We start from the raw sequence: 21191 nt of genomic DNA, 5'->3' as shown, positions 1-21191 counted from the left end.
TGAATGGGGCGCGCTCCCCGGCCGATACTCGCCGCAGGGACCGGGCCTACCGGGGGTTCAGCAATTAGTCGGTTAAGTTCTCGGTTTATGCGCACATCGACTCGGCGTGCCGCGGTAGCGCTCGCGGCCGCGATGGCCGCGCTGCTGGTGCCCGGCGTGGGTGTTGCCGACCCGACGGGGCCAGCGGCGGGGACCGCCGCGCTCGGGCCCGACTTTCTCTGGGGCGTCGCGGCGTCCGGCTTCCAGTCCGAAGGCCATGCGCCACCGACCACCCGCCCGTCGCCGAACAACGATGCGCCCGATAGCAATTGGGTGCGCTACATCGGGAACCACCCCGAGTTCGACAAGTATCAGAGCTCGATCGACTTCTACGATCGATACGCCACCGATATCGATCTGGCGAAGTCGCTCGGAGTCAAGGTATTCCGAATCGGGATCGAGTGGGCGCGGCTGCAACCGAAGAGCCGGCTGGAGTGGGACGCCGACGGATTCCGGTTCTACGACAAGGTGATCGCCAAGATCATCAGTGCTGGCATGCGCCCGATGCTCACCCTCGATCACTGGGTGTACCCGGGCTGGGCCTACGACGGGGCGTTCCATGGTCCGCATTCGGATACCCCGGACACCGGCTGGGACAACCCGGAGATGCTTGCTGCCTGGCTGACCAATATGCGCAAGGTGGTCGACCGCTACGCGCCGCGGAATCCGTTGTGGGTCACCATCAATGAGCCCGTTGCCTACATCATGCACGAGGTCCGCAACAACGCGACCGATCAGGGCCGGATGGAAGACCTGGTCGCCGAGGCGCACAACAAGATCTACGAATACATTCACGACGTGCGGCCCGACGCGCAGGTGACCAGCAATATCGGCTACGTCGCCGGTATCGACGATCGGGTCAACGGCGGATTGTTCGAGAAGATCCGGGACCGGCTCGACTATATCGGCGTCGACTACTACTTCGCCTACGAGCCGCCCGCCTCGAGCCCGCCCGCCACCGTCCGGTCCATCGCGGCCGTCGGGTCGCCCGGGATGTGGAATCTGCCGATCCGGACCGAAGGAATCTACTACGCGGTCAAACGCTATGCGGACGAGGCGCGCAAGGTCGGCAAGCCCGATATGCCGATCTACGTGGTCGAGAACGGGATGCCAACGGAGAACGCCAATTCCGACGACGACAACGTCCCTGGCACCGGAAATTATAACCGCAGCGACCATTTGCGCGACACCGTCTACTGGTTGCAGCGCGCCAAAGCCGACGGCGTGAACCTCATCGGCTACAACTACTGGAGCATCACCGACAACTACGAATGGGGCAGCTACAACCCGCGTTTCGGCCTCTACACGGTCGATGTGCGCAACGATCCCAAGCTGGAGCGCCGCCCGACCAAGGCCGTCGCCACCTACACCGAGACCATCGCGGCGGGCGGCGTCCCAGCCGACTATCGCCCCACCCGCCCGCCGTCCGGTTGCGTCCTCGTCGACCCCACCCCCGGCTGCATCGACCTCGCCGTTCCCTGACGTCGGCCCGCCGGTGGCGGATGGTCATCCTGTGGCGTGCCTCTCAGATGGCAACTTGAGAGCAATCTAGAAGTACGATCGTTCGCACAGAATGAATATCGACCTCAACCGCCACCACCCGGTGGATAGGAGTCAGCGATGCCCGTTCTCGTACCCGGATATCACTTCGGCGTAGTCGTCGCCGATCTGCACAAGGCCATGAACGAACTGACTGAGCTGCTCGGGCTGGAATGGCTGGAGCCCGCGCGCAGCGGGCACCAGGTGTCCGATGACAATGCCACGCCGCTGGGCCCCATGATGACCTTTTCCAAACAGGGCCCGCCGTATTTCGAGCTGCTCGAACAGGTTCCGAACACGATATGGGCCGAAACCGGACTGCATCACGTCGGTTTCTACGCCGCGGACGTCCATGCGGAATCCCGCAGGCTGGCCGAGGCTGGCCACCCGCTAGAAGCCGCCGCGGTCGTGCTGAGCGGTGACACCGAGCCCGGCGTCTGCTACCACCGCACCTCCGATGGCATGCTGCTGGAGATGATCGAGCAGGGCCGAGGGGCGCCCGCACTCACCTACTATCTCGGCGGCGCGACAACCGCGCCCTGACGTCGCGTTACCGGCTGCCCGCCACCAGCACCGCGATCAGCGCGATCGCGCCGGGCAGCGCCTGTACCACCAGGATGCGGCGGCTGGCGGTGGCGGCACCGTAGATTCCGGCGACCACGACGCAGGCGGTGAAGAAGATCATCGCGGCGTACCCGACCGGGTCCGCGGCGATGATGCCCCAGATCAACCCGGCCGCGAGGAAGCCGTTGTAGAGTCCCTGATTCGCGGCGAGAACCTTTGTCTGCTCGGCGAATTCGGCCGTACTGCCGAACGCCGCCCGCACCCGAGGCGTCGTCCACAGGAACATCTCCATCACCATGATGTAGACGTGCAGCGCCGCCACCAATCCGACCAGAACCTCGGCTACTACTCGCACGATCGACTCGCTTCCTCGGGTACCGGCCGGGATCCGCCCGGATTTCTGATCAAGGATGACCGAAAACGGAAACGGGATGCCCGTCGGGGCATCCCGTTTCCGCGATGAATGGTGTTACGAGTTCACTCCACGACCTCGACGATGTCGCCGGGCTCGAGGTGGCGATACGTCGCCTCGGCGGCATCGGGGTTCATCCGAATGCAGCCGTGCGAGTTCGAATCGAGCGGACCGATGTGGGTGGCGATATCGCCGTCGAAGAATACGGCCCACTCCATCGGCGCGTTGTGCATCGTGCTCCAGAAATGTTCACGCTTGAAATCGACGTCGAAGACGCCGACATGGGATTCGTATCCCGGCCTGCCGATTTCGATCGGCTTCGGGCCGTAGACGGTTTTCCCATCCTCCATCAGCCACATTTCCTTGGTCGACAGCCGCATGCATGCGCGGACCTTCGCCGCGGTGCACGGCGCGTAGACCGGCGCGGGCGGCGGCGGCTGAATGATGGCAGGGACGCCGGGAATGTCCGGTCCGCCCGGCCATAGCGGTTCGGCCTGTGCCGTTGCCGTCATTGCGAATCCGGCGGCCGCGACCCCGGCCATAACTACGAATCTCGCCGACCAATTTCTAAAACGCTTGCTGCTCATCAAATTTCAGGCCTCTCTTCGCCTTGCCGCCACGCTGCGTGCCGAAATGCCAGAGTGATAGGAGTACCTCGTCGCAAGAAACTGGAGGATCCGAGGTGGTAGCGATCATCGCGGACCTTGCGCGCCGGGTCAATCGCGGCGCGCAGATGTTTCACAATCCGAACAGTTGCCTCAGCCGAACAGCCCGCCGAGCGCACCGCCGCTCTGCCCGGCCTGCTGGCCGCCGCCGGTGCCGCCGATGAGCCCGCCGGGCGGCAACTCCGATGGCTGCACGATGACGAAGCCGCGCCCGGAGAAGGCCAGCGTGAGCCCCTCGCCGGTGCTGCGGCCGATCAACCTGCCGAGGCCGAACGAGTCGTTGCGCTTGATCCCGGTCTGCAGACTCGACGACCAGGCCACCGCCGCCTGCGGGTCGGCGTAGGTCGGCTGGTCGACCTGGAGCACCACCGGCGAGCCGTGGGTGGTGATGGCGATCCGGCCGCGCCCGGTGAACACGCAGTTGAAAAGCCCGGCGTTGCTGGCGACTCCGGCGGCGCCCTGCACCCGCTGGACCCGATAGGACAGGCTGGTGTCGAAGGCGAGCACGTTGGAGCCGTTGATGGTGAGGCCGTCGCTGCCGTCGAGGTCGATGATGTGCACGTCGGCGGCGCTGTCGGCGAGGAACAGATCGCCGCGGCCGGAGACGTTCATCAGCGGGACCCCCTCGCCGGTGAGCCGCTGGGTGATGGCCCGGCCGATGCCGCCGGAGCCGAGCGCCTTGAACTGCATGTCGCCCTGGTAGGCGACCATGGAACCGGCCCGGGCCATGACCTCCCCGTTGACGGCGACCTTGATCATCTTGCCGCCCTGCTTCTGGATGCCGACGCCGGAGACTTCGGCGTGGCTGGGGTTGAACAGATCGCTCTGCATCGGCAGTGCTCCTTGCTGAGGTGATGGCGCGGGCGGTGAGTAAGCGGGGGCCTGCGGATAGGGGGCCGCGGCCTGCTGTGCGTAGTTCGGTACGGGTGCGGGCGGCGAAACCGGCACGGCGGCGGGTGGATTCGGGGCCGCGGGTACCTCGGGTTCGTCGTCGATGTCGACGCCGAACGCCGTCGCGATACCGGCCAGCCCGTTGTCGTAACCCTGGCCGACCGCGCGCACCTTCCAGGCGCCGCCGCGGCGATAGATCTCCACGCACACCACCGCCGTTTCGGTGGTGAGCCCGTCCATCGGGAAAGTCAGTGTCCCCGAATCGGATCCGATCGTCGCGAGCAGTGTGCCCGCGCCTGCGAAGGTGGGCGGGCCGCTGCCGTCGAGGCTGGCGGTGACCACCACCTTGTCGACGTCCGGCGGCAGCGCGCCGGTCTGCACGTCGACCATGTCGCCACGACCGCTGCCGTGCCGGTAGGTGACGCCGGGACCGACCGGCTGATTGAAGAACACGAAGTCGGCGTCGGTCCGGACGTGGCCGTCCGCGCCGAGCAGCAGGGCGGAGACGTCGACCCCGGCCGCGCAGGTGACGGTCACCGTCATCCGGTCGGCGGGTGCTGGCCGGTTCTCGCCGCGGGCGAGGGCGGTCACCGTGGACCGGCCCGGTCGTCGGCGATCGGCCCGAATGGCATGCGATTCACGCCGTCAAGTGTGTCCCGAGTCGGGTCCGCGCGCTACCGAGTCGGCCGCACGCCACGCCGAATCGTTAGCTGACGCAGGCTGCTGCCCGGCGTCGCTCGGCGATCGCGACGCCGAGGATGAAGGTCGCCGCGACAATGCCGAGCAGGGTGCTTGCGACGATGGTCGAGCCACCCACCAGGGTGGTGAAGTTGTCGATGACCAAGGCGGTGATGATCAGTAGCCCGGCGGTGCCGAGGACGGGCGCGACGACCGTGTGCCAGCGGCGGCGATCAACGCCGGTGCGGCGGAAGAAGGCGATGATGGCGACGCTGGTGAGCGTCATCAGCAGCAGAATAGCCACGGTGGCCAGGCCGGACATCCAGGTGAACAACTGCAGGACCGGGTCCGCGCCCGCGAGCGCGAAGGTGCCGACGACCAGTGCCGCCGCTAGGGATTGGGCGAGCGAAGCCTTGTGCGGGGAGCCGTGGCGCGGATGGATTTGGCCGAGGGCCGGGTGTCCGACGCCGTCGCGGGCGAGCGCGTAGCCGTACCGGGAGATCGCGTTGTGGAACGCGAGCAAGGCGGCGAACAGGCTGGTCACCAACAGGATCGACATGAGGTCGGCGGCCGCGTCGCCGAGGAACAGCCGCGCGGCGGTGAAGGTCAGCGCTTCGGGGTCGTCGCCCGCGGCCGCGGCGACATCGTCGCTGCCGAACGCGAGCACGACCGCCCAGCTGGCCACCGCGTACAGCGCGCCGATGGTGAGCACCGCGATGTAGGTGGCCCGCGGGATGGTGCGCCGCGGGTCGCGGGTCTCCTCGCCGTAGATCGCGGTGGCCTCGAAGCCGATGAACGACGCGATGGCGAACATCAACGCCACGCCGGGGGAGCCGTCGAAGAAGGCCGACGGGGTGAAGGAGACGGTGTCGATGCCGTGCGCGCCACCTTGGCTCAGCACGGCGGCGGACAACGCGACGATGATGCCGATCTCGACAACGAGCAGCACGCCGAGGACTTTGGCGCCGAGCTCGATATTCCGGTAGCCGAGCACCGCGACGGCGGTCATCAGCGCGAAAGCGTAGCTGTACCAAGGTAAGTCGGGTCCGCCGTAATGCACGACGAGTCCTTCGACGGTCGATGCCGCGAGCCCGTATATCCCGGCTTGAATGGCGGTGTAGGTGAGCAATGCCAGCCCGGCCGCGCCGATTCCGGCGCTGCCGCCGAGGCCGCTGCGGACGTAGGCGTAGAAGGCGCCCGCCTCGTCGAGATGGCCACTCATGGCGGCGTATCCGACGCTGAAGACGAGCAGAACGGCTGCGCCGACGAGGTAGGCCGCCGGTGCGCCCGCTCCGTTGCCGAGTCCGATCATCAGCGGCAAGGCGCCGCAGACGGAGGTCAGTGGTGCCGCCGCCGCGATGACGAGGAAGACGATCCCCGTCACCCCGATCGAACCGCGTAATCGGGCACCGGCAGTGGATGTTTCAGTCATCGGGGGCTCCAAGGCAACTGGTCGACTCGTCGCAATGGCCGGAGCTGGTGCGAGGGACATCGAGGGTGGGATTACGGTCGAAGAAGCCGACCGGCTTGAGCACGAATCCGGTGTAGTCGACCGGCATGATCGGCCAGTCCTCCGGTCGCGGGAAGTGGGTCAGGCCGAAGGTGTGCCACACGACCAGGTCTTCGTTGTCGAGCGGTCGATCGGCGCGCACGTACTCCGGAAGTCCCGCACCGCCGGGGTGCTGATTCACGAAATCGCCTGCGGCATAACGCTGTGCGGGGTCGTATCGGGTGACCCATAGGCTCTTCGTCGCGAAGGCGGCTCGCTGGGCGATCGGCGATTCGTCGTCGGCGAGCAGCGTTTCCTTGCCCTCGGGGTACAGCACGTAAGAGACGGGCAGGCCGAGGCGGTTACGCACCTCCGGATTGCTGATGCGCCAGACGCGTCCGACGCGGTTGTCCGCGAGCCGCTGCGCCGCCGATTCGCGGGCGAGTGTCGTTCGCGCCAGCGTGAAAGCGTTGCCGTGCGGGTTGTCCGGGCCGATCGGCACGCGCACGCTCTGCACCTCCTCGACCCGGTTGCGATGCCCGTCGACCATCATGTCGAGGCGTGCGCTGAACAGATGCTGGTGATGCGGCGCGCCGAGACCGGGCGCCACCTGGGTGGAGAACGGGTGGTCGAGGCCGGGATAGGCTGCGGTGAAGACGATTCCGGTCGCCTTGACCTCGAAGCCGATGGTGCCGTCGAGGTAGAGGTACCAGAAGAAGCCGTAGTCGTAGTTGCCCACCGTGGTGAAGAACGAGATCACCAGCCTGCGTTGCCTGCGGACCTGGCGTGACCCGGTCCACAGGTCGGTGTGCTTCCACAGCACGCCGAAGTCCTCCTCGTGCATGCAGATCGCATTCTGCAGCACGCGTGGGTTGCCGCTCTCGTCGGCGATCACGGCGTCGAAATAGGTGATGTCGCCGACGCAATCGCAGCCGAGCTCGAGTGCGTTGGCATAGCGGCCGACGAGGTACTCGCCGGTGTCGAAGTAGTTCTGCCAGGAGCGGATCGGTGACGGATCGGCGTACGGCACCACCATTTCCGCGATGGACGCGCGATGGATGATCGGCCGGATCCGGCCATTGTCGTGAAAACCGATCTGGTGCAGGATGAGTCCCTCTCGAGCATCGAAACCCACTCGCATCGACCATTTTTCCCATTCGACGAGATTGCCGCGCACGGTGAAACTCGGTCCGTGTGGCTGAGTGATCTCGATCGGTTTCTGTGTGGTGCGCGGTGGGCCGGTGACGACAGGGTCGTCGAAGTTCCCCGGTTCCCGCGGCACGTCGACCGGCCCGGTGTCGATCACCCGCAACACCTCGCGGGTCATCACGTCGACGAACGCCACGAGCCCATCGATCGGATGCGCCCAGGGATGGTCCTTGTCGTGCTGTTGATGGAAGGCCAAGCCGCGCAGGATCCGGCGGCCTGCCTCGCCCGCGTAGTCGAACACGCCCGCCGACAGCGGAGCGACCCGTACCTCGGCGACGTCGAGGCCGCGGGCGGCCAGTGCGGCCAGCCAACCCGGGTCGGTCGACAGGACCGCCTCGACCAGCTCGAACTCCTCGTCGAGCACGGGAAGCTGGCCGTCGATGATGGCGTCCAGAGTGCGCTGGGACAGCACCGCCCGGCGGCTGAGCGACACGACCAGATCGACGGCGTTCGGCCGGTCGATGTCGTGTAGCAGCACCCGGAAGCGGCGATCCAACGCGCCGGACCACTGGTAGACCTCGTATTTGTCCGGCTCGTCCAGTCCGACGTAGACGAAACGTGTGGTCGGCGCGATCAGCCCGGCGGCCGCGACGACGGCACGCACCTCGGCGATCTCGGCCTCGGTGGGCAGGGCGAGCGGATGATCGGCACGTTCCGGAGTGAGCGTGGGCATGAGCCCTCCATGTCAATGTCACGAATGTGGAAAGCAGGGGGATATCCGCCGAAAAGCTGCGTCCGATCATCCTATTCAGCAACTATTCGGACAATTGGGTATTAAACGCCGCTTACCTGTTCCCGCATTCAATCGAATGAGGATGCCGGGTAATGGTGACGACATGGCGAGCCGAGGGTTACGGAACAGCAAATCATTTGAGCCTTGACGGTTAGCAACCGATCGGTTGCAATGTAGAAGTGACCTACGACACGATCATCAAGGCCGGGCGCTGGTTCGACGGCGCCGGTTCGCCCTCCGGCACGCGGCACCTCGGGCTTCGCGACGACCGTGTGGTCGCGGTGTCGGCGGAGCCGCTCGACGAGACGGGCTGCCCGAACGTCATCGACGCCGAGGGCAAGTGGGTGGTCCCCGGCATGATCGACATCCACACGCACTACGACATCGAGGTGCTGAAGACGCCCGAACTCGCCGAGTCGGTGCGGCACGGCATGACGACGGTGCTGCTCGGGTCGTGCTCGCTGTCGACCGTGCACGTCGGGGCGACCGAGGCGGGCGATCTGTTCGGCAGGGTGGAGGCGATCCCGCGGCGGCACGTGATCGAGGCGATCGAACAGACCAAGACCTGGCGCTCGGCGCGCGAGTACATCGCCGCACTGGAGGAGCTGCCGCTAGGCCCGAATATCGCTGCGATGCTTGGTCATTCGGATATCCGCACGGCGCAGATGGGGCTCGACCGCGCCACCCGTAAAGAGGTCCGCCCCACGGCGGCCGAACAGGGGGCGATGGAAGCGGCGTTGACCGAGGCGCTCGACGCCGGCTTCGTCGGAATGTCGGCGCAGCAGCTGCTTTTCGACAAGCTCGACGGCGATACCTGCCGTTCGCGCACGCTGCCGTCCACCTACGCCAAGGCGCGAGAACGCCGCCGTCTCAACGCGATTCTGCGACGGCGGCGGCGGGTGCTGCAGGCGGGCCCCGATATCGCCTCGGTGCGCAGCATCGCCGCGATGACGCTGAGCAGCTTGGGCATCTTCCGCAAGCGCTTGAAGACCACGCTGCTGTCGGCCGCGGACATCAAGGCGAACCCGGCCATCGTCTACATCATGGGACCGATCGCGCGCGCACTGAACGCGCTGGGCGGTGACTTCCGCTGGCAGCACCTGCCGGTGCCGTTCGAGGTGTATGCCGACGGCATCGACCTGGTGATCTTCGAGGAGTTCGGTTCGGGTGCCGCCGCACTGCACCTCGCCGACCAGGTCGAGCGCAACGCCTTGATGCAGGACGAGGCGTACCGGCGACGGTTCCGCAAGGACTATGACTCGAAGTTCGGGATGCGGGTCTGGCACCGCGACTTCTTCGACGCCGAAATCGTCTCCTGCCCGGATGATTCCGTGGTCGGCCAGACATTCGGGCAGGTGGGTCTTGACCGTGGCGGCGTGCACCCGGTGGACGCGTTCCTCGACCTGGTGGTCGAGCACGGCACCAAACTGCGCTGGCGCACCACGATTTCCAACCATAGGCCGAAGTTCCTGACCAGGCTTGGCGCGGATCCCGGTGTGCAGCTCGGCTTTTCCGACGCGGGCGCGCACCTGCGCAATATGGCGTTCTACAACTTCGGGCTCCGCTTTCTGCGGCGCGTGCGCGATGCCGAGCAGGCCGGCGCGCCGTTCATCTCGCTGGAGCGCGCGGTACACCGGCTCACCGGTGAGCTCGCCGACTGGTACGGCATCGACGCGGGCCATCTGCGCGAGGGCGATCGTGCGGATCTGGTGATCATCGACCCGGCGCATCTTGATGCCTCGCTGGACGCCTACGCCGAAAGCACGGTCGCCCAGTATGACAACCTGTCTCGCATGGTGAATCGCAATGACGGGGCGGTCTCGGCCGTCTTCATCGGCGGCAAGTACGTCTTCGGCGACGGCACGGCCGCGCCGATCCTCGGCACCGGCCGCACCGGACGATTCCTCAGGTCCCAGGAGCGGTGACCGAGCCGCGCCGAACTCAAGCCCAGCGCCGCGCCGCCACCATCGGCAAGCTCGTCGAGGCCACCATCGAGGCCATCGCCGAGGTCGGTTACCACAATGCCTCGCTCGGTGAGATCAGCCGCCGAGCCGGGGTGTCCAAGGGCGGCATCTTCCGGCACTTCGACTCGCGGACCGACCTGGTCGTCGCCGCCGCCGAAGAGGTCGGCCGCAGGCATATGCGCGCGTTCGACAATATCCGCGCGCGCGAAAACATCTACCAGCCACTGGATTTGACGCACATCCTGCACCGCGCCCGCAATCAGATCCGCCAGGAAACCAACACCGTCTGGTTCGAGCTGCTCGTCGCCGCGCGCACCGAGCCGGAGTTGCGGGCCAGGCTCGCTCCCGTCGCCAGGGCGCTGCTCGACGACGTCGAGCGGGTCGCGGTCGCGGCCCTGTCGCCCGCCGTTGCCCCGGAGGTCGCCCGCCTGCTGGCCACCTCGATTGTGCACATGTTCGACGGTGAGGCGATCTTCCGCTCGACCTACCCGCGGCCCGAGCTCGAGGACGCCCGCATCGAATATGTCGCAAGTACCTTCCAGCGTCTGGCGGGCGAGATTCGCGTCGAATCGGGCTCCTGAGTAGCCGACCGTGGCATCGATTATGGACTATTGCATAATCAATATCGCTGTTGTTGACTGAAGCCCATGGCCGACACCGTTACCGTCGAACGCGACGGACATGTCCTGCTCATCGGACTTAACCGCCCGGAGAAGCGCAACGCCTTCACCCTCGAGATGCTCGGCGAGCTGTCTCGCGCGTATGCCCTGCTCGAAAACGACGACGAGCTGCGCGCCGGCGTGCTGTTCGGGCACGGCGAGCATTTCACCGCAGGCCTCGACCTGGTCGACGTCGCGCCCGCGCTGGCGACCGGCGCGATCACTTACCCCGAGGACGGCCTCGACCCGTGGCGGCTGAACTACAACTGGACCAAGCCGGTGATCGCCGTGGCACAGGGGTGGTGCATGACGCTGGGCATCGAGCTGCTGCTGGCCGCCGACATCCGGATCGCCGCCGAGAGCACCCGGTTCAGTCAGCTGGAGGTCCGGCGCGGCATCTACCCGTTCGGCGGTGCGACACTGCGGTTTTGGCGTGAGGCGGGTTGGGGCAACGCCATGCGCTGGATCCTCACCGGCGCCGAATTCGATGCCGCCGAGGCGCTTCGCATCGGCCTGCTCCAGCAGGTGACTCCCGACGCGGCATCGGCGCTCACCGCGGCACGCACATTGGCCACCGAAATTGCCGAGGATTCAGCACCATTGGGCGTTCGCGCCATCCTCGCCTCCGCGCACCGGGCCCGCGACGAAGGCAACGCCGCCGCTGCCGAACATCTGGTCGGCGACGTCACCAAGCTGTTCGCGACGGCCGACGGTGCTGAGGGCATCCAGTCGTTCGTCGAGCGACGGAAGGCGAAGTTCACTGGTCGATGAAGGCCACGCGCGGGTTCAGGCCAGGCGCAGGTGCATCTGGATGGTGGTGCCGTGCACGCCGGTGTGGATGCGGACCAGGTCGGTGAGGTGATTGACCAAAAGCAGTCCGCGGCCGCCGAATTGGAAGGGCTGCGGTGGCACCCGGCCGGCCAGCGGGTTGGTGATGTGGCCCGCGTCGCGGACCTGGGCGCGCAGTTGCCTGCCGTCGATCCAGAGCGCCAGCGTGCCGCTGCCGCCGCCGTGCACCACCGAGTTGGTGATGGTCTCGGCGATGACCAATTCCAGATCGATGACGCGGTCCGGGGCCATGCCCGCCTGGTTGGCGAACTCGCCTGCCCGGTGCCTGGCCTCGGTGAGCGAGGTGACGTCGAAGGCGATGACGCGGGCGATCGGCGGCGCGGGCGGTAGCGGCTTGTTGTACGAGGCGACGATGCGGTCGGGATCGTAGGCGCTACTTGCCCGTTCGCCGCTGCTGTCGATCAGCGTCGGATGGGTCGCGTGCGCGTCGACCAGCACGGTCGGGTCTAGGCGTTCGGTGTCGTATGGGCACAGGATGGTGACCTCGCGGCCGGTGAACGCGGCGTTGATCAGCGCCTCGTGCTGCACGCACGCCGGATACTCCGTCGCGGAGCGGCCTGCCCAGATGGGTTCGCCGATGATCCGCACCCGTCCGGTCGGGTAGGTGTCGGCAAAGGCGCGGAGCACGCCGGGAATGATCCGCCCAGGGTTACGGCCTTCGACGGTCATGTCCATCAGCCGCACCGACTCGGCGTCGGCGCCGAGTTCGGCGCGAATCAGTTCCAGGTTGGGTCCGGGGACCGACACCGCGACGGGTTCGTTGTTGGCCAATCCTTCTCGAATGAACCCGACGGTGCCTGCCAGGTACTCCTCGGTGTCGCTGTAGAACAGCGCCGGATGCACGAAGGGGTCAGCGGTGGTGCTGGTCATGCGCGATCTACCTCGATTGTCGGGAGCGACGGCCAGAACAGCTCCAGGATGCGGACCAGCGTCATGGGCGGGTTGTGCAGCACGACCCTGCGTCCCTTCGCCGCCTGATTCGTGGCTTCCACCAGTATCAGCGTGCCGTGTGTGTCGATGAAGGTCAGCTCGGACAATTCCAAGTGGATGTCGGGGGTGGCAGGTAGGTCGGCCAGCGCGGTTTCCCATGCGTCGTGCGTCGCGAAATCGACCTGACCCACGCAGCGTAGGCCAGGGGGCTTGCTCGTCGAAAACGTCCGCAGACTGGTCGAATCCGGCGATATCACGGGACCCTTCTCGGCGGGTCTCGCTGGCTCGGCCTGCACTCTCGCACCACCCCTTCTGCCTGTCAACGGCAGGGAAATTACCTCCAGAACATACGCCCTCGCCGAGTCGGATCGATCAGGCGGCTACCCGGGTGTCCGCAGGTTGTTCAGGTAGTCGTCGGCGGTGCCGCTCAGATACAGCGCCAGTCCTGGGCCGACGCGACCGATGTCCATCAATTCCAGGCGGACGCCGTCGGTCGTCTGGTGATAGCTGGAGGCGGAGTCGGAGGTGTTGTCGTGGGAGGAGATCAGCTGCGCGACGCCCTCGGCGGCGAGGCGCTTCGACTCCTCGGGGACGTCGTCGGCCCAGATGCCGAGGTGATGCAGGCCGGTCTCGGCCCAGATGGTGCCCGGCATCTGTTCGAGCAGTTCCAGGTAGGGCGGTCCCTGCTTGGAGTAGGTCATCCACGGCCGGATGTTTGTGGTCTCACCATTGCTGAGCACGTCGCTGTTGTTCCTGATCGGTGCGTGCCATTCCAGACCGATCTTGCCCAGCTCGGCCATGGCCTTTTCGAGGTCGGCCACGACGATTCCGATGTGATACGCGGGCTGCATGGTTGGCATGTGCGGTTCCTTTCGGAGCGTCACCGCGCGCGAAATCGCTCTCCGGCGACGCGATAACGGTGGGTATCCATTCAGTTGCCCCCGCCGGCGCTGCCGCCGACCGCTATCCGCTGTGCACGTCCCACCCTACAATAAGAACGATCGGTCGTAAAGTTTTAGTTCAAGACTTGGGAAGAATGGACGGATCGGTGCAGTGCGCCCGCAGGCGTCCAAGCATGGCGGCCCGTGACTGGGCGAACGCGGCATCGCGATCCAGCAGTCGGGCGCGGGTGACCGCGGCGTAGCCCAGTGCCTCGAGTTCGAAGGCGAGGACGCCGGGGTCGGTATCCGGCCGCAGCTCCCCGGCGTCGAGCGCGGTGCGAATGATGGAGTGCACGAACGCATCCCACTCGTGGGCCAGGGCGACGAGGCGGTCGTGCACCGGCCCGGGCTGGTCATCGAATTCGTGCTGAATGGCCACGAAGAAGCAGCCGCCGGGCAGTACCAGGTCGGTGTAGAACGCCAGGCGTGATTCGTGCAGCGCCCACAGCTGACGGACGCCCGCCGGGGCTTTGAGCGCGGGCGCGACAACCAGGTCCGCCCACTGCGTCCGCGCGCGTCCGATGGCCGCCAGCTGCAGTTCTTCCTTGTCGCGCCAGAGCGAGAACAGGCCCGACTTGCTCACGCCCGCCTCGGCCGCGACCTGGCCCATGCTCAGCGCGCCGAGTCCGGCGACCGAGGCCATCGAAACCACCGCGTCCAGCACGGCCGTTCTGGATCGGTCACCGCGTGCTCGGCGCCCGTCGGCGGGGTGCCTGTTCGTCATGTCGATATCCTATCGCAATAAGTCCGACCGATCGGACGTAATAGCCGAGGTGGGGGCGAGCGGCGTGCGAGTCGAATCATGGACGGGGTTGGGGGTGGCCTGACCGCGATCCACCGGAAGGGTACGTCCCACGATGGACGGCCGAATGGGGGATTCCCCTGAGCCGGAAACGGATTCGTTTCTGATTACTTCGGTGGGTCGGAGCTGCGGGATGAAAACCGCTGCGATCCAACGCATTAGACGTCTTGCGGCGGCAGTAAAAGCTTCCGTGGGGAAGGGTCCGTCGCGAATCTTGTCGCAGATGCCTGCTCCTCGCCGAGGCCGACGAGCGGCGCAGGCATTCGTGAGAATTTGCGCCGCGGCCTTGCTGGCGCGGTACGCCCTCGTGTTAGTGTCCCAGACAATCTATACTGTGTTACACAGTGGGGACAACGGCCATGCAGCCGGGAAGAAGGAGACGCTTGCTCGACCGGCTCGAGCGCCTCTTCCCACAACCCGTCACGAGAAAGACAACGACCGTGAGCTTTTCGACTCCTCTGTCAGCTGAGGTAAGTACGCCCGATCATCAGGTCGCGGTAATCGGCGCCGGGCCGGGCGGACTCGCGGCAGGCGTGAAACTGAAGCAGGCCGGCGTCGGCGACTTCGTCATCATCGAGCGGGCCGACGAGGTGGGCGGCAGCTGGCAGGAAAACACCTATCCCGGTCTCGGTGTGGATATTCCGGCCATCGCGTATCAGTATTCGTTCGCCCGCAATGCCGGGTGGAGCCGGGTGTTTCCGTACGGCGCGGAGGTCAAGCGGTACCACATGAACGTGGCCAGGAAGTTCGGGCTTTACCCGCACGTGCGTTTCAACACCAACGTGGTTCGTGAAGAGTGGGACGACACGCACAACTACTGGAAGCTGCACATCGCCGACGGAACGACCATGACCGCGCGGTTCCTGATCAGCGCGGTCGGCGCTTTCGTCCGGCCCAAGCAGGATCCGGGCATCGCGGGCTGGCAGTCGTTCAAGGGCAAGATCCAGCGCCCGTCCGATTGGGACCACGACTACGACCACACCGGCAAGAAGGTCGGCATCATCGGCACGGGCGCCAGTGCCGTGCAGATCATTCCGTCGATCGCTCCCGAGGTCGCCGAACTCGGTGTCTTCCAACGCACTCCGGTGTGGTCGCTGCCCAAGCCGGACTTCGCCATGCCCGAGCTGGGCAAGCGCATGCTGGGGGTGCCCGGGTTCCAGGCCGCGGTGCACGGCGGTGTCCTCGTGCTTGCCGACCTGGTGCTGCGGGCCGCCGTCGCGGCACCCATGCGGGTGGTGCGCCCGACCCTCACCGCCTTCGACCGGTGGACCATCGCCGCCTATCGCCGATACCTGAAGATGATCGTCGACGACCCGGCCACCCAGGCACAGCTGGCGCCGAACTTCGGTGTCGTCGCCAAACGCCCGACCATGTCCAACGGATACCTCGCGGCGTTCAACCGCGACAACGTCACGCTGACCACCGACCCGATCGAGCAGATCACCCCGCGCGGCATCAAGACTCGCGACGGCGTCGAGCACATCTTCGACATGATCGTGCTCGCAACGGGTTACGAGGTGTTCTCCGATCCGGAGACATACCGTCCGGGAACCATCGTGGGCCGCAACGGTTTCGATCTCGGCAAGTTCTACACCGAGAACGGCATGCAGGCCTATCAGAGCGTTTCGGTGCCGAGCCTGCCGAACCGGTGGACCCTGGTCGGGCCGTACTCGTGGACCGGCAGCGGCTGGCACGCCTTCGTCGAGATGACCGCCGACCACGCCGTGCGCGCCATCAAAGAGGGTATTCGCCGGGGCGCGACCACCGTGGAGGTGCGCAAGGACGCGCACGACGCCTACCACCGCAAGACGCTGGAGCGGGCGGCGGCGGTGCGGTTCTACTTCAACGAACTCAACGGGCACGTGCCCACCTACTACCGAAACTCCCAGGGCGACAGCACCTATCTGCGTCCCTCGGGTTTCTTCGAGGCCAGCCGCGGCAATCGCAAGTTCCCGCTCGACGACTACCGCTACGAGCAGGCGCACGCGGTCGCCGACCGGGTCGGTAGCGAGCTCGCGTCGGGAGCATAGGAGTTCGCGCCCGGACGGCGCGGCCTCGACCGGCGGCCTGGGAGAATCCCGGCGTGGCAACACCAACGGTCGTCGATGACATCACCGAGCAGCTCGCCTATCGCATCGCGGCAGGCAGCTACCAGCCCGGTGAACTGCTGCCGTCGGTGCGCCGGGTCGCCGCCGAGTTCGGCGTCAGCACGCCGACCGCCAACAGCGCCCTCGGCAGGCTCGCCGCGCTCGGCTTCGTCGAGGCTCGCCGCGGCCTCGGCTACCTCGTTCGCGACATCCGGCTCTACGGCGGCATCGACACGTGGCGGTTCATGTTCCGGTTCGCCCATCGGGTACCCGACCGCGCCGCCAAGATCTTCGCCGACATCATCGACGTCGACCACATGCTGGTCATGCAGGCCATCAGCACGGTGGCCGCCGAGCCGCGCCGCTACGACCTGTCGCGGGCCGTGCACGCGCTCGACCGCTTCGAATTGCTGATCGGCGACGACACTTCCGAGCTGACCGACATCATGGCCGCCGAGCTGCACATGCTGCGGTGCGTGTTCGCCGCCCTCGACAAGCCGGGATTCCTGAGCCTGTTCAACACCGTCGGCGCGATGCTGATTTCCATTCCCGAAGCGGGACAGGCCTTTTACGATCCATTGGCGCCCGCAGGCCACGTCGTGCTCTGCCGCAAGCTCCTGGACATCTGGCAGTCGAGTGCCGACATCGACCTCCCCGAAATCGGCATGATCGAGACACTGGTTCGCGAATACCACGATCAGGTCGTGCAGACTTTCAGTGAGCTCATCGGTGCGAAACCGGCGACCGATCCCGCCGAGTGAGCGCTGACCGTGCCCCCGACAGAGAGGCTCCGCGATGAACCCCTTCCGCTCCGACAAGTTCCGGTGGTGTGCGAGAGGGCGCGGATCGCGGATCGCGGTGGTGGTCGCCGCCACGGCGGTGCTGTTCGGTGGCATTACCGCGTGCGGTACGGAGAAGGAGCGACCGTCGACCGATTCGGTGGTGGTGGGGACGCAGTCCGGTCCGGTGCGCGGGAAGCTCTCGGCGGACACGCGATCGTTCTCCGGGATCCCTTACGCGGCACCGCCGACGGGCGAGTCGCGGTGGAAACCGCCTGCGCCCCCGGCCGTTTGGTCCCAAGAGCGCGACGCGACCAAACCGGGTGCGCAATGTACGCAGCCCTTGCCGACCGGCGGGTTCGGGGGCAGCGAGGACTGCTTGTTCCTGAATGTGTCGACGCCGAGTGGTACTGCCGCACAGCCGCGGCCGGTATTGGTGTGGATCCACGGTGGTGCCTTTGTTTTCGGTAGCGGCGATGCGTACGACCCGTCGCGACTGGTGCGGACCGGTGACATGGTGGTCGTCACGATCAACTATCGGTTGGGTGCGCTGGGTTTTCTCGGACATACGGCGGTCGCGCACGAGGACGGGCAGGTCGGCAATTTCGGGCTGATGGATCAGCAGGCGGCGTTGCGATGGGTGCATGACAATATCGCCGCGTTCGGCGGTGATCCGGCCAAGGTCACCATCGCCGGTGAGTCGGCGGGCGCGATGTCGGTCTGCGATCACCTGGTGTCGCCCCAGTCCGAACGGCTGTTCCAGGGCGCGATTCTGGAAAGCGGGCCCTGCGAAATGCAGGTCGACCTGCCGACCGCGATCGACAAGAGCGAGCAGTACGCGACCACGCTCGGCTGCCCAGGCACCGATGCCGCCACCGCCCAGTGCCTGCGCGCCATTCCCGCGGACAAGCTCGCCGCGACGCCGTTGCAGTACACCGGCGCGGACGGCACCGGTCTGCCCGGACCGGTCTTCGGCCAACCCCTGCTGCCGGAAGCCCCACTGGCCGCGTTCCGGGCGGGCAAGGCCGCCAAGGTGCCGGTGCTGATCGGCGCGAACCACGACGAGTACACCAGTTTCGCTGCCGCGCAGACGATCACCGCCGAGCAATACCCCAAGCTGCTGACGATGTTCGGGCCCCATGCCGACGCCGTGGCCCGGCAATATCCGTTGAGCGCCTACGCCCAACCGGTGCTGGCCTGGTCGGCGGTGATGACCGACCACGTCTTCGCCTGCCCCATCGCCGACGCGACCAAATCCCTCATCCGCACCGGCCCCGTCTACGCCTACGAATTCGCCGACCAGAACGCGGCACCCCTGCCCGGCTTACCCTCGCCACCACCGTTCCCGTACGGTGCGTCGCACGCCTTCGAACTGCCCTATCTGTTCGACCTCGCGCATTCCTCGTCGCCGGCGACGCAGGCCCAGAAAATCCTGTCCGACAAGATGATCCACTACTGGTCCAGCTTCGTCCGCGCCGGTGACCCGAACTCCCGCGGCCTGCCCGACTGGCCCCGCCACACCGGCGACCAGGCGCTCGTCCTCGAGCCGGACAAGATCACCACCACCGACACCGCCCGAAACCACCACTGCGACCTCTGGTCCGGCATCCCCGCGCCGTAACCGACGATCGAAAAACTAGCCGGGAAGCGGGATGGTGGTGGTGCAGGTGTTGTCGCGGAGCAGCTTTGGCTGCGTATCGACCGGAATGTCGTACCAAAGGTCCATTTCCAGCCGGTTGCCCGCGCCGATGTTGAGCTCGTTCGGCTGGCGCTTGATTTCCATCGCGTCGACGCTGGTTTGGTGTGGGTGGTCGGCGGCGTCGTCGAGCTGGTAGTCGGTGGGGCGAGTGGTGTGAAAAGTGCTGTCGGTGTTGGTGATCGCCACCCGGATGCGGATGTACTGGCCCTTGGGTAGCCACTCGGCGTGGGTGCCGATGATGTAGCCGATGCCCGGTTCGACGGTCAGCGGAGTGACCGTCAGCTTGCTGCAGTCCAGCGGAGTACGGACGTACGGGGCCGCCGTTGTCGTCGTCGGCGGTGGTGTCGCGGCCGGTTCGGCACCGCAGGCGGTGAGGGATAGCAGCAAGAGGGGGAGAAGCCGGCGCACGGATCAAGAGTAGGAGTGGAATGTCCCTGGCGTACGGCATATCCGGGGACTTCGTCATTCGAGTGCCGCCACCTCGGCCGCGATGCGCGCGATCTCCTGCGGGTCAGTACCAGTGATGCACTTGCCAGAACTCCCAGGCGCCGATGGGGCTGCCGTAGCGCTTGTTCATGTAGTCGTAGGTCCAGCGGATCTGCGTCACCGGATTGAACGGCCAGTCGGCTCCGTGGGTGCCCATCTTTTCCGGCGGCAATGCCTGACCGAGTCCGTAGGCGCCGCTTTCCGGATTGACGGCGAAGACATTCCAGCCACTCTCGCGCGTGATGATGTTGTCGAATGCCCAGAAATGGTGCGGCGGAACCATGGTCATCGCCAGCGCCTTGACGGCGGCCCGCGGCATCGAAAGAACCGAACCGGCCGGCTGGGTTTTCCAGGCGCTGGACGGCGTCGCGCAAATCGGCGGTGCGTCCGGTGCCGCGCAGTCGGTGGCGACGGCGTGTACCGGAGCGGCGCAGAAGAAAAGGGCACAGACGGCTGCTGCGAGGGTAGGAATGAAGTACCGCATCGTTGATTCGGTCCTTTCGTATCCAAGGTTGAAACTCAAAGCCGGTCGTGCCAATTCAGCAAATCACTAGTAGCGGGCGTAGCCGCGTAGCCACTCCGGAGTGTCCGCGAAATGAATAGAATTGCCGCATAGGGGTATAGTCATTGGTTCGGCTCGGGTACGACAATGTGGATAAGGCGTGGCGACACGCCGGGTTCGCCGATCTTCAACCGGTGCAGGTCAGCTCTTTCCCGCGTCCGCCGAAACGATGCGCTACCTGCGAAAATGCTGCCGCGCGGCATCGCACGGCAGTAATGTTTTTCAGCTATTGTCCCTGTTCATGATGACTACCCCGGGTCGGACGCGAATTCGAAACCGTCTCGCCGCGTCGGTGGTGGGGGCGATCGTGGCAGTGTTGGTCTCGCCGTCGTTGGCAACCGCGGATGGCACACCGACGCCGACTACGGCACCGAATGCGGCGCCGCCGAGCACGAAGACGGACGCGAGTCCGCCGCGCATTCGCGGCACGAACTGGGCCGGGTATGTGGCCACCGGGAACTTCAAGAGTATTTCCGCGGAGTGGATCGAACCAGAAGTGCAATGCTCCGACACCGGCGTCATTCAGCGCGTGGTGCCGTGGGTCGGTTTGAACGGGACACTGGTCAACGGAAAGCAGGCATTGCCGTTGATGCAAACCGGTTCCGAGGCCATTTGCGTGAGCGCCGCGGGCGCATTGGCGTCGCTGCCCGGGCTGGCGATCGTGAACTTGGCGAGCGCGACGGTGGCCAATAATCCCGCGTGGTTCCGCAACGCGATCAAGGCCGCCGAGGGCGTGAACACGCAAATGGGTCAGGCAGCGGCCGGCACGTGCGCGGCCGCAGGCACCGGCTCGGCACCCGGTGCCGCGATGTGTGCGCAGCAGACGTATCGAATGGCGCTGTGGGAAGCGTATCCGGCGAACCCGGTGATCTACCCGGACGTGACGTCGGCCCCCGGCGACAAAATGCAGGCCTCGGTCGACTTCGACGGTCGGGCCTACACCATGACGGTCGCGAACGTGACGCAGAATTGGACGCGAACCACGGTCGCGCATTCCGACGCTCCCGCGCAGACGGCGGAGGTCATTGTCGAAGGTCAGCTCAACAGTGCGCTGCCCGGGTTCAGCCCGGTCGTGTTCACCAATGTGAAGGTCGACGGAAAGCCGTTGTCGTCCTTCAAACCGGTGAGTTACTCGATCGGCGCCACGAACGGCGAGTTGCACCCGGGACCGATCGCCGCGGACGGCACCAGCTTCACCATCGCCAAATAGGCCG

General features: G+C 66.2%; 21 protein-coding genes. 10 read left to right on the top strand and 11 right to left on the bottom strand.

Annotated features, from left to right (window positions below):
• Positions 1 to 87: 87 nt before the first annotated feature.
• Both ACIA8C_RS37810 and ACIA8C_RS37805 read left to right on the top strand, forming a co-directional pair.
• Positions 88 to 1521, top strand: a complete 1434-nt coding sequence (locus ACIA8C_RS37810) for a family 1 glycosylhydrolase (RefSeq protein ID WP_397143344.1) — start codon at positions 88 to 90, stop codon at positions 1519 to 1521.
• 138 nt (positions 1522 to 1659) lie between these two features.
• Positions 1660 to 2121 carry a VOC family protein gene (locus ACIA8C_RS37805; RefSeq protein ID WP_397143342.1) on the top strand — a complete coding sequence of 154 codons (462 nt, stop codon included), beginning with the start codon at positions 1660 to 1662 and terminating at the stop codon, positions 2119 to 2121.
• A 7-nt stretch (positions 2122 to 2128) separates the two neighbouring features.
• Here the strand turns inward: ACIA8C_RS37805 and ACIA8C_RS37800 are convergent, their stop codons facing one another.
• From ACIA8C_RS37800 to ACIA8C_RS37780, 5 genes are all read right to left on the bottom strand, one after another.
• Positions 2129 to 2497 carry a DUF1304 domain-containing protein gene (locus tag ACIA8C_RS37800; protein ID WP_397143339.1) on the bottom strand — a complete coding sequence of 123 codons (369 nt, stop codon included), beginning with the start codon at positions 2495 to 2497 and terminating at the stop codon, positions 2129 to 2131.
• A gap of 122 nt (positions 2498 to 2619) precedes the next feature.
• Positions 2620 to 3066, bottom strand: a complete 447-nt coding sequence (locus ACIA8C_RS37795) for a L,D-transpeptidase (protein WP_397143337.1) — start codon at positions 3064 to 3066, stop codon at positions 2620 to 2622.
• A 246-nt stretch (positions 3067 to 3312) separates the two neighbouring features.
• The gene (locus ACIA8C_RS37790; RefSeq protein WP_397143334.1) at positions 3313 to 4701 is read right to left on the bottom strand and encodes an AIM24 family protein; all 1389 of its coding nucleotides are present in this window, start codon (positions 4699 to 4701) and stop codon (positions 3313 to 3315) included.
• A 115-nt stretch (positions 4702 to 4816) separates the two neighbouring features.
• Positions 4817 to 6220, bottom strand: coding sequence for an APC family permease (locus ACIA8C_RS37785; protein ID WP_397143332.1), 1404 nt, complete (start codon positions 6218 to 6220; stop codon positions 4817 to 4819).
• Entirely contained in the window at positions 6213 to 8159 is a 1947-nt protein-coding gene (locus ACIA8C_RS37780) for a primary-amine oxidase (protein WP_397143329.1), read from the bottom strand. Before ACIA8C_RS37780 ends, ACIA8C_RS37785 begins: the two co-directional genes overlap by 8 nt.
• Before the next feature lie 239 nt (positions 8160 to 8398).
• Here ACIA8C_RS37780 and ACIA8C_RS37775 point away from each other — a divergent pair, with 239 nt between their 5' ends.
• From ACIA8C_RS37775 to ACIA8C_RS37765, 3 genes are all read left to right on the top strand, one after another.
• Positions 8399 to 10144, top strand: a complete 1746-nt coding sequence (locus ACIA8C_RS37775) for an amidohydrolase family protein (protein WP_397143327.1) — start codon at positions 8399 to 8401, stop codon at positions 10142 to 10144.
• Complete coding sequence (locus ACIA8C_RS37770; protein WP_397143325.1) at positions 10141 to 10764, top strand: TetR/AcrR family transcriptional regulator; 624 nt, start codon at positions 10141 to 10143, stop codon at positions 10762 to 10764. Before ACIA8C_RS37775 ends, ACIA8C_RS37770 begins: the two co-directional genes overlap by 4 nt.
• Before the next feature lie 66 nt (positions 10765 to 10830).
• On the top strand, positions 10831 to 11613 hold the full coding sequence (locus ACIA8C_RS37765) for a crotonase/enoyl-CoA hydratase family protein (protein WP_397143322.1): 783 nt from the start codon (positions 10831 to 10833) through the stop codon (positions 11611 to 11613).
• Between the two features lie 15 nt (positions 11614 to 11628).
• On the opposite strand, the gene ACIA8C_RS37760 is transcribed toward ACIA8C_RS37765, so the two are convergent.
• The 4 genes from ACIA8C_RS37760 to ACIA8C_RS37745 form a co-directional block, all read right to left on the bottom strand.
• The gene (locus ACIA8C_RS37760; RefSeq protein WP_397143320.1) at positions 11629 to 12561 is read right to left on the bottom strand and encodes an anti-sigma factor RsbA family regulatory protein; all 933 of its coding nucleotides are present in this window, start codon (positions 12559 to 12561) and stop codon (positions 11629 to 11631) included.
• On the bottom strand, positions 12558 to 12812 hold the full coding sequence (locus tag ACIA8C_RS37755) for an STAS domain-containing protein (protein WP_397143318.1): 255 nt from the start codon (positions 12810 to 12812) through the stop codon (positions 12558 to 12560). Before ACIA8C_RS37755 ends, ACIA8C_RS37760 begins: the two co-directional genes overlap by 4 nt.
• A gap of 189 nt (positions 12813 to 13001) precedes the next feature.
• Positions 13002 to 13481 (bottom strand): VOC family protein, encoded by a 480-nt coding sequence (locus tag ACIA8C_RS37750; protein WP_397143316.1) that lies wholly within the window; start codon positions 13479 to 13481, stop codon positions 13002 to 13004.
• 160 nt (positions 13482 to 13641) lie between these two features.
• Entirely contained in the window at positions 13642 to 14286 is a 645-nt protein-coding gene (locus tag ACIA8C_RS37745; protein ID WP_397143314.1) for a TetR/AcrR family transcriptional regulator, read from the bottom strand.
• Between the two features lie 518 nt (positions 14287 to 14804).
• On the opposite strand from ACIA8C_RS37745, the gene ACIA8C_RS37740 reads away from it, so the two are divergent.
• The 3 genes from ACIA8C_RS37740 to ACIA8C_RS37730 are packed head-to-tail and all read left to right on the top strand — an operon-like array spanning position 14805 to position 18851.
• A complete protein-coding gene (locus ACIA8C_RS37740; RefSeq protein ID WP_397143312.1) occupies positions 14805 to 16394 on the top strand; it encodes a flavin-containing monooxygenase in 1590 nt (529 codons plus the stop codon).
• A gap of 53 nt (positions 16395 to 16447) precedes the next feature.
• Positions 16448 to 17212 (top strand): GntR family transcriptional regulator, encoded by a 765-nt coding sequence (locus ACIA8C_RS37735; protein WP_397143310.1) that lies wholly within the window; start codon positions 16448 to 16450, stop codon positions 17210 to 17212.
• Positions 17213 to 17246: 34 nt separating this feature from the next.
• Positions 17247 to 18851, top strand: a complete 1605-nt coding sequence (locus ACIA8C_RS37730; protein WP_397143308.1) for a carboxylesterase/lipase family protein — start codon at positions 17247 to 17249, stop codon at positions 18849 to 18851.
• 15 nt (positions 18852 to 18866) lie between these two features.
• Here the strand turns inward: ACIA8C_RS37730 and ACIA8C_RS37725 are convergent, their stop codons facing one another.
• A complete protein-coding gene (locus tag ACIA8C_RS37725) occupies positions 18867 to 19337 on the bottom strand; it encodes a hypothetical protein (RefSeq protein WP_397143306.1) in 471 nt (156 codons plus the stop codon).
• Positions 19338 to 19440: 103 nt separating this feature from the next.
• Entirely contained in the window at positions 19441 to 19704 is a 264-nt protein-coding gene (locus ACIA8C_RS37720) for a transglycosylase SLT domain-containing protein (protein ID WP_397143304.1), read from the bottom strand.
• Here ACIA8C_RS37720 and ACIA8C_RS37715 point away from each other — a divergent pair.
• Both ACIA8C_RS37715 and ACIA8C_RS37710 read left to right on the top strand, forming a co-directional pair.
• Positions 19697 to 19969, top strand: coding sequence for a hypothetical protein (locus ACIA8C_RS37715; RefSeq protein WP_397143302.1), 273 nt, complete (start codon positions 19697 to 19699; stop codon positions 19967 to 19969). The two genes, ACIA8C_RS37720 and ACIA8C_RS37715, sit on opposite strands and share 8 nt — an antisense overlap.
• A gap of 315 nt (positions 19970 to 20284) precedes the next feature.
• The gene (locus tag ACIA8C_RS37710) at positions 20285 to 21187 is read left to right on the top strand and encodes a G1 family glutamic endopeptidase (RefSeq protein WP_397143300.1); all 903 of its coding nucleotides are present in this window, start codon (positions 20285 to 20287) and stop codon (positions 21185 to 21187) included.
• The last annotated feature ends 4 nt before the right edge of the window (positions 21188 to 21191 follow it).

Source organism: Nocardia sp. NPDC051321 (assembly GCF_044455225.1).
In the GTDB taxonomy this organism is placed as follows: domain Bacteria; phylum Actinomycetota; class Actinomycetes; order Mycobacteriales; family Mycobacteriaceae; genus Nocardia.
Note: the sequence above shows the minus strand (reverse complement) of the source record. Positions and strands in the feature narration are given on the sequence as shown.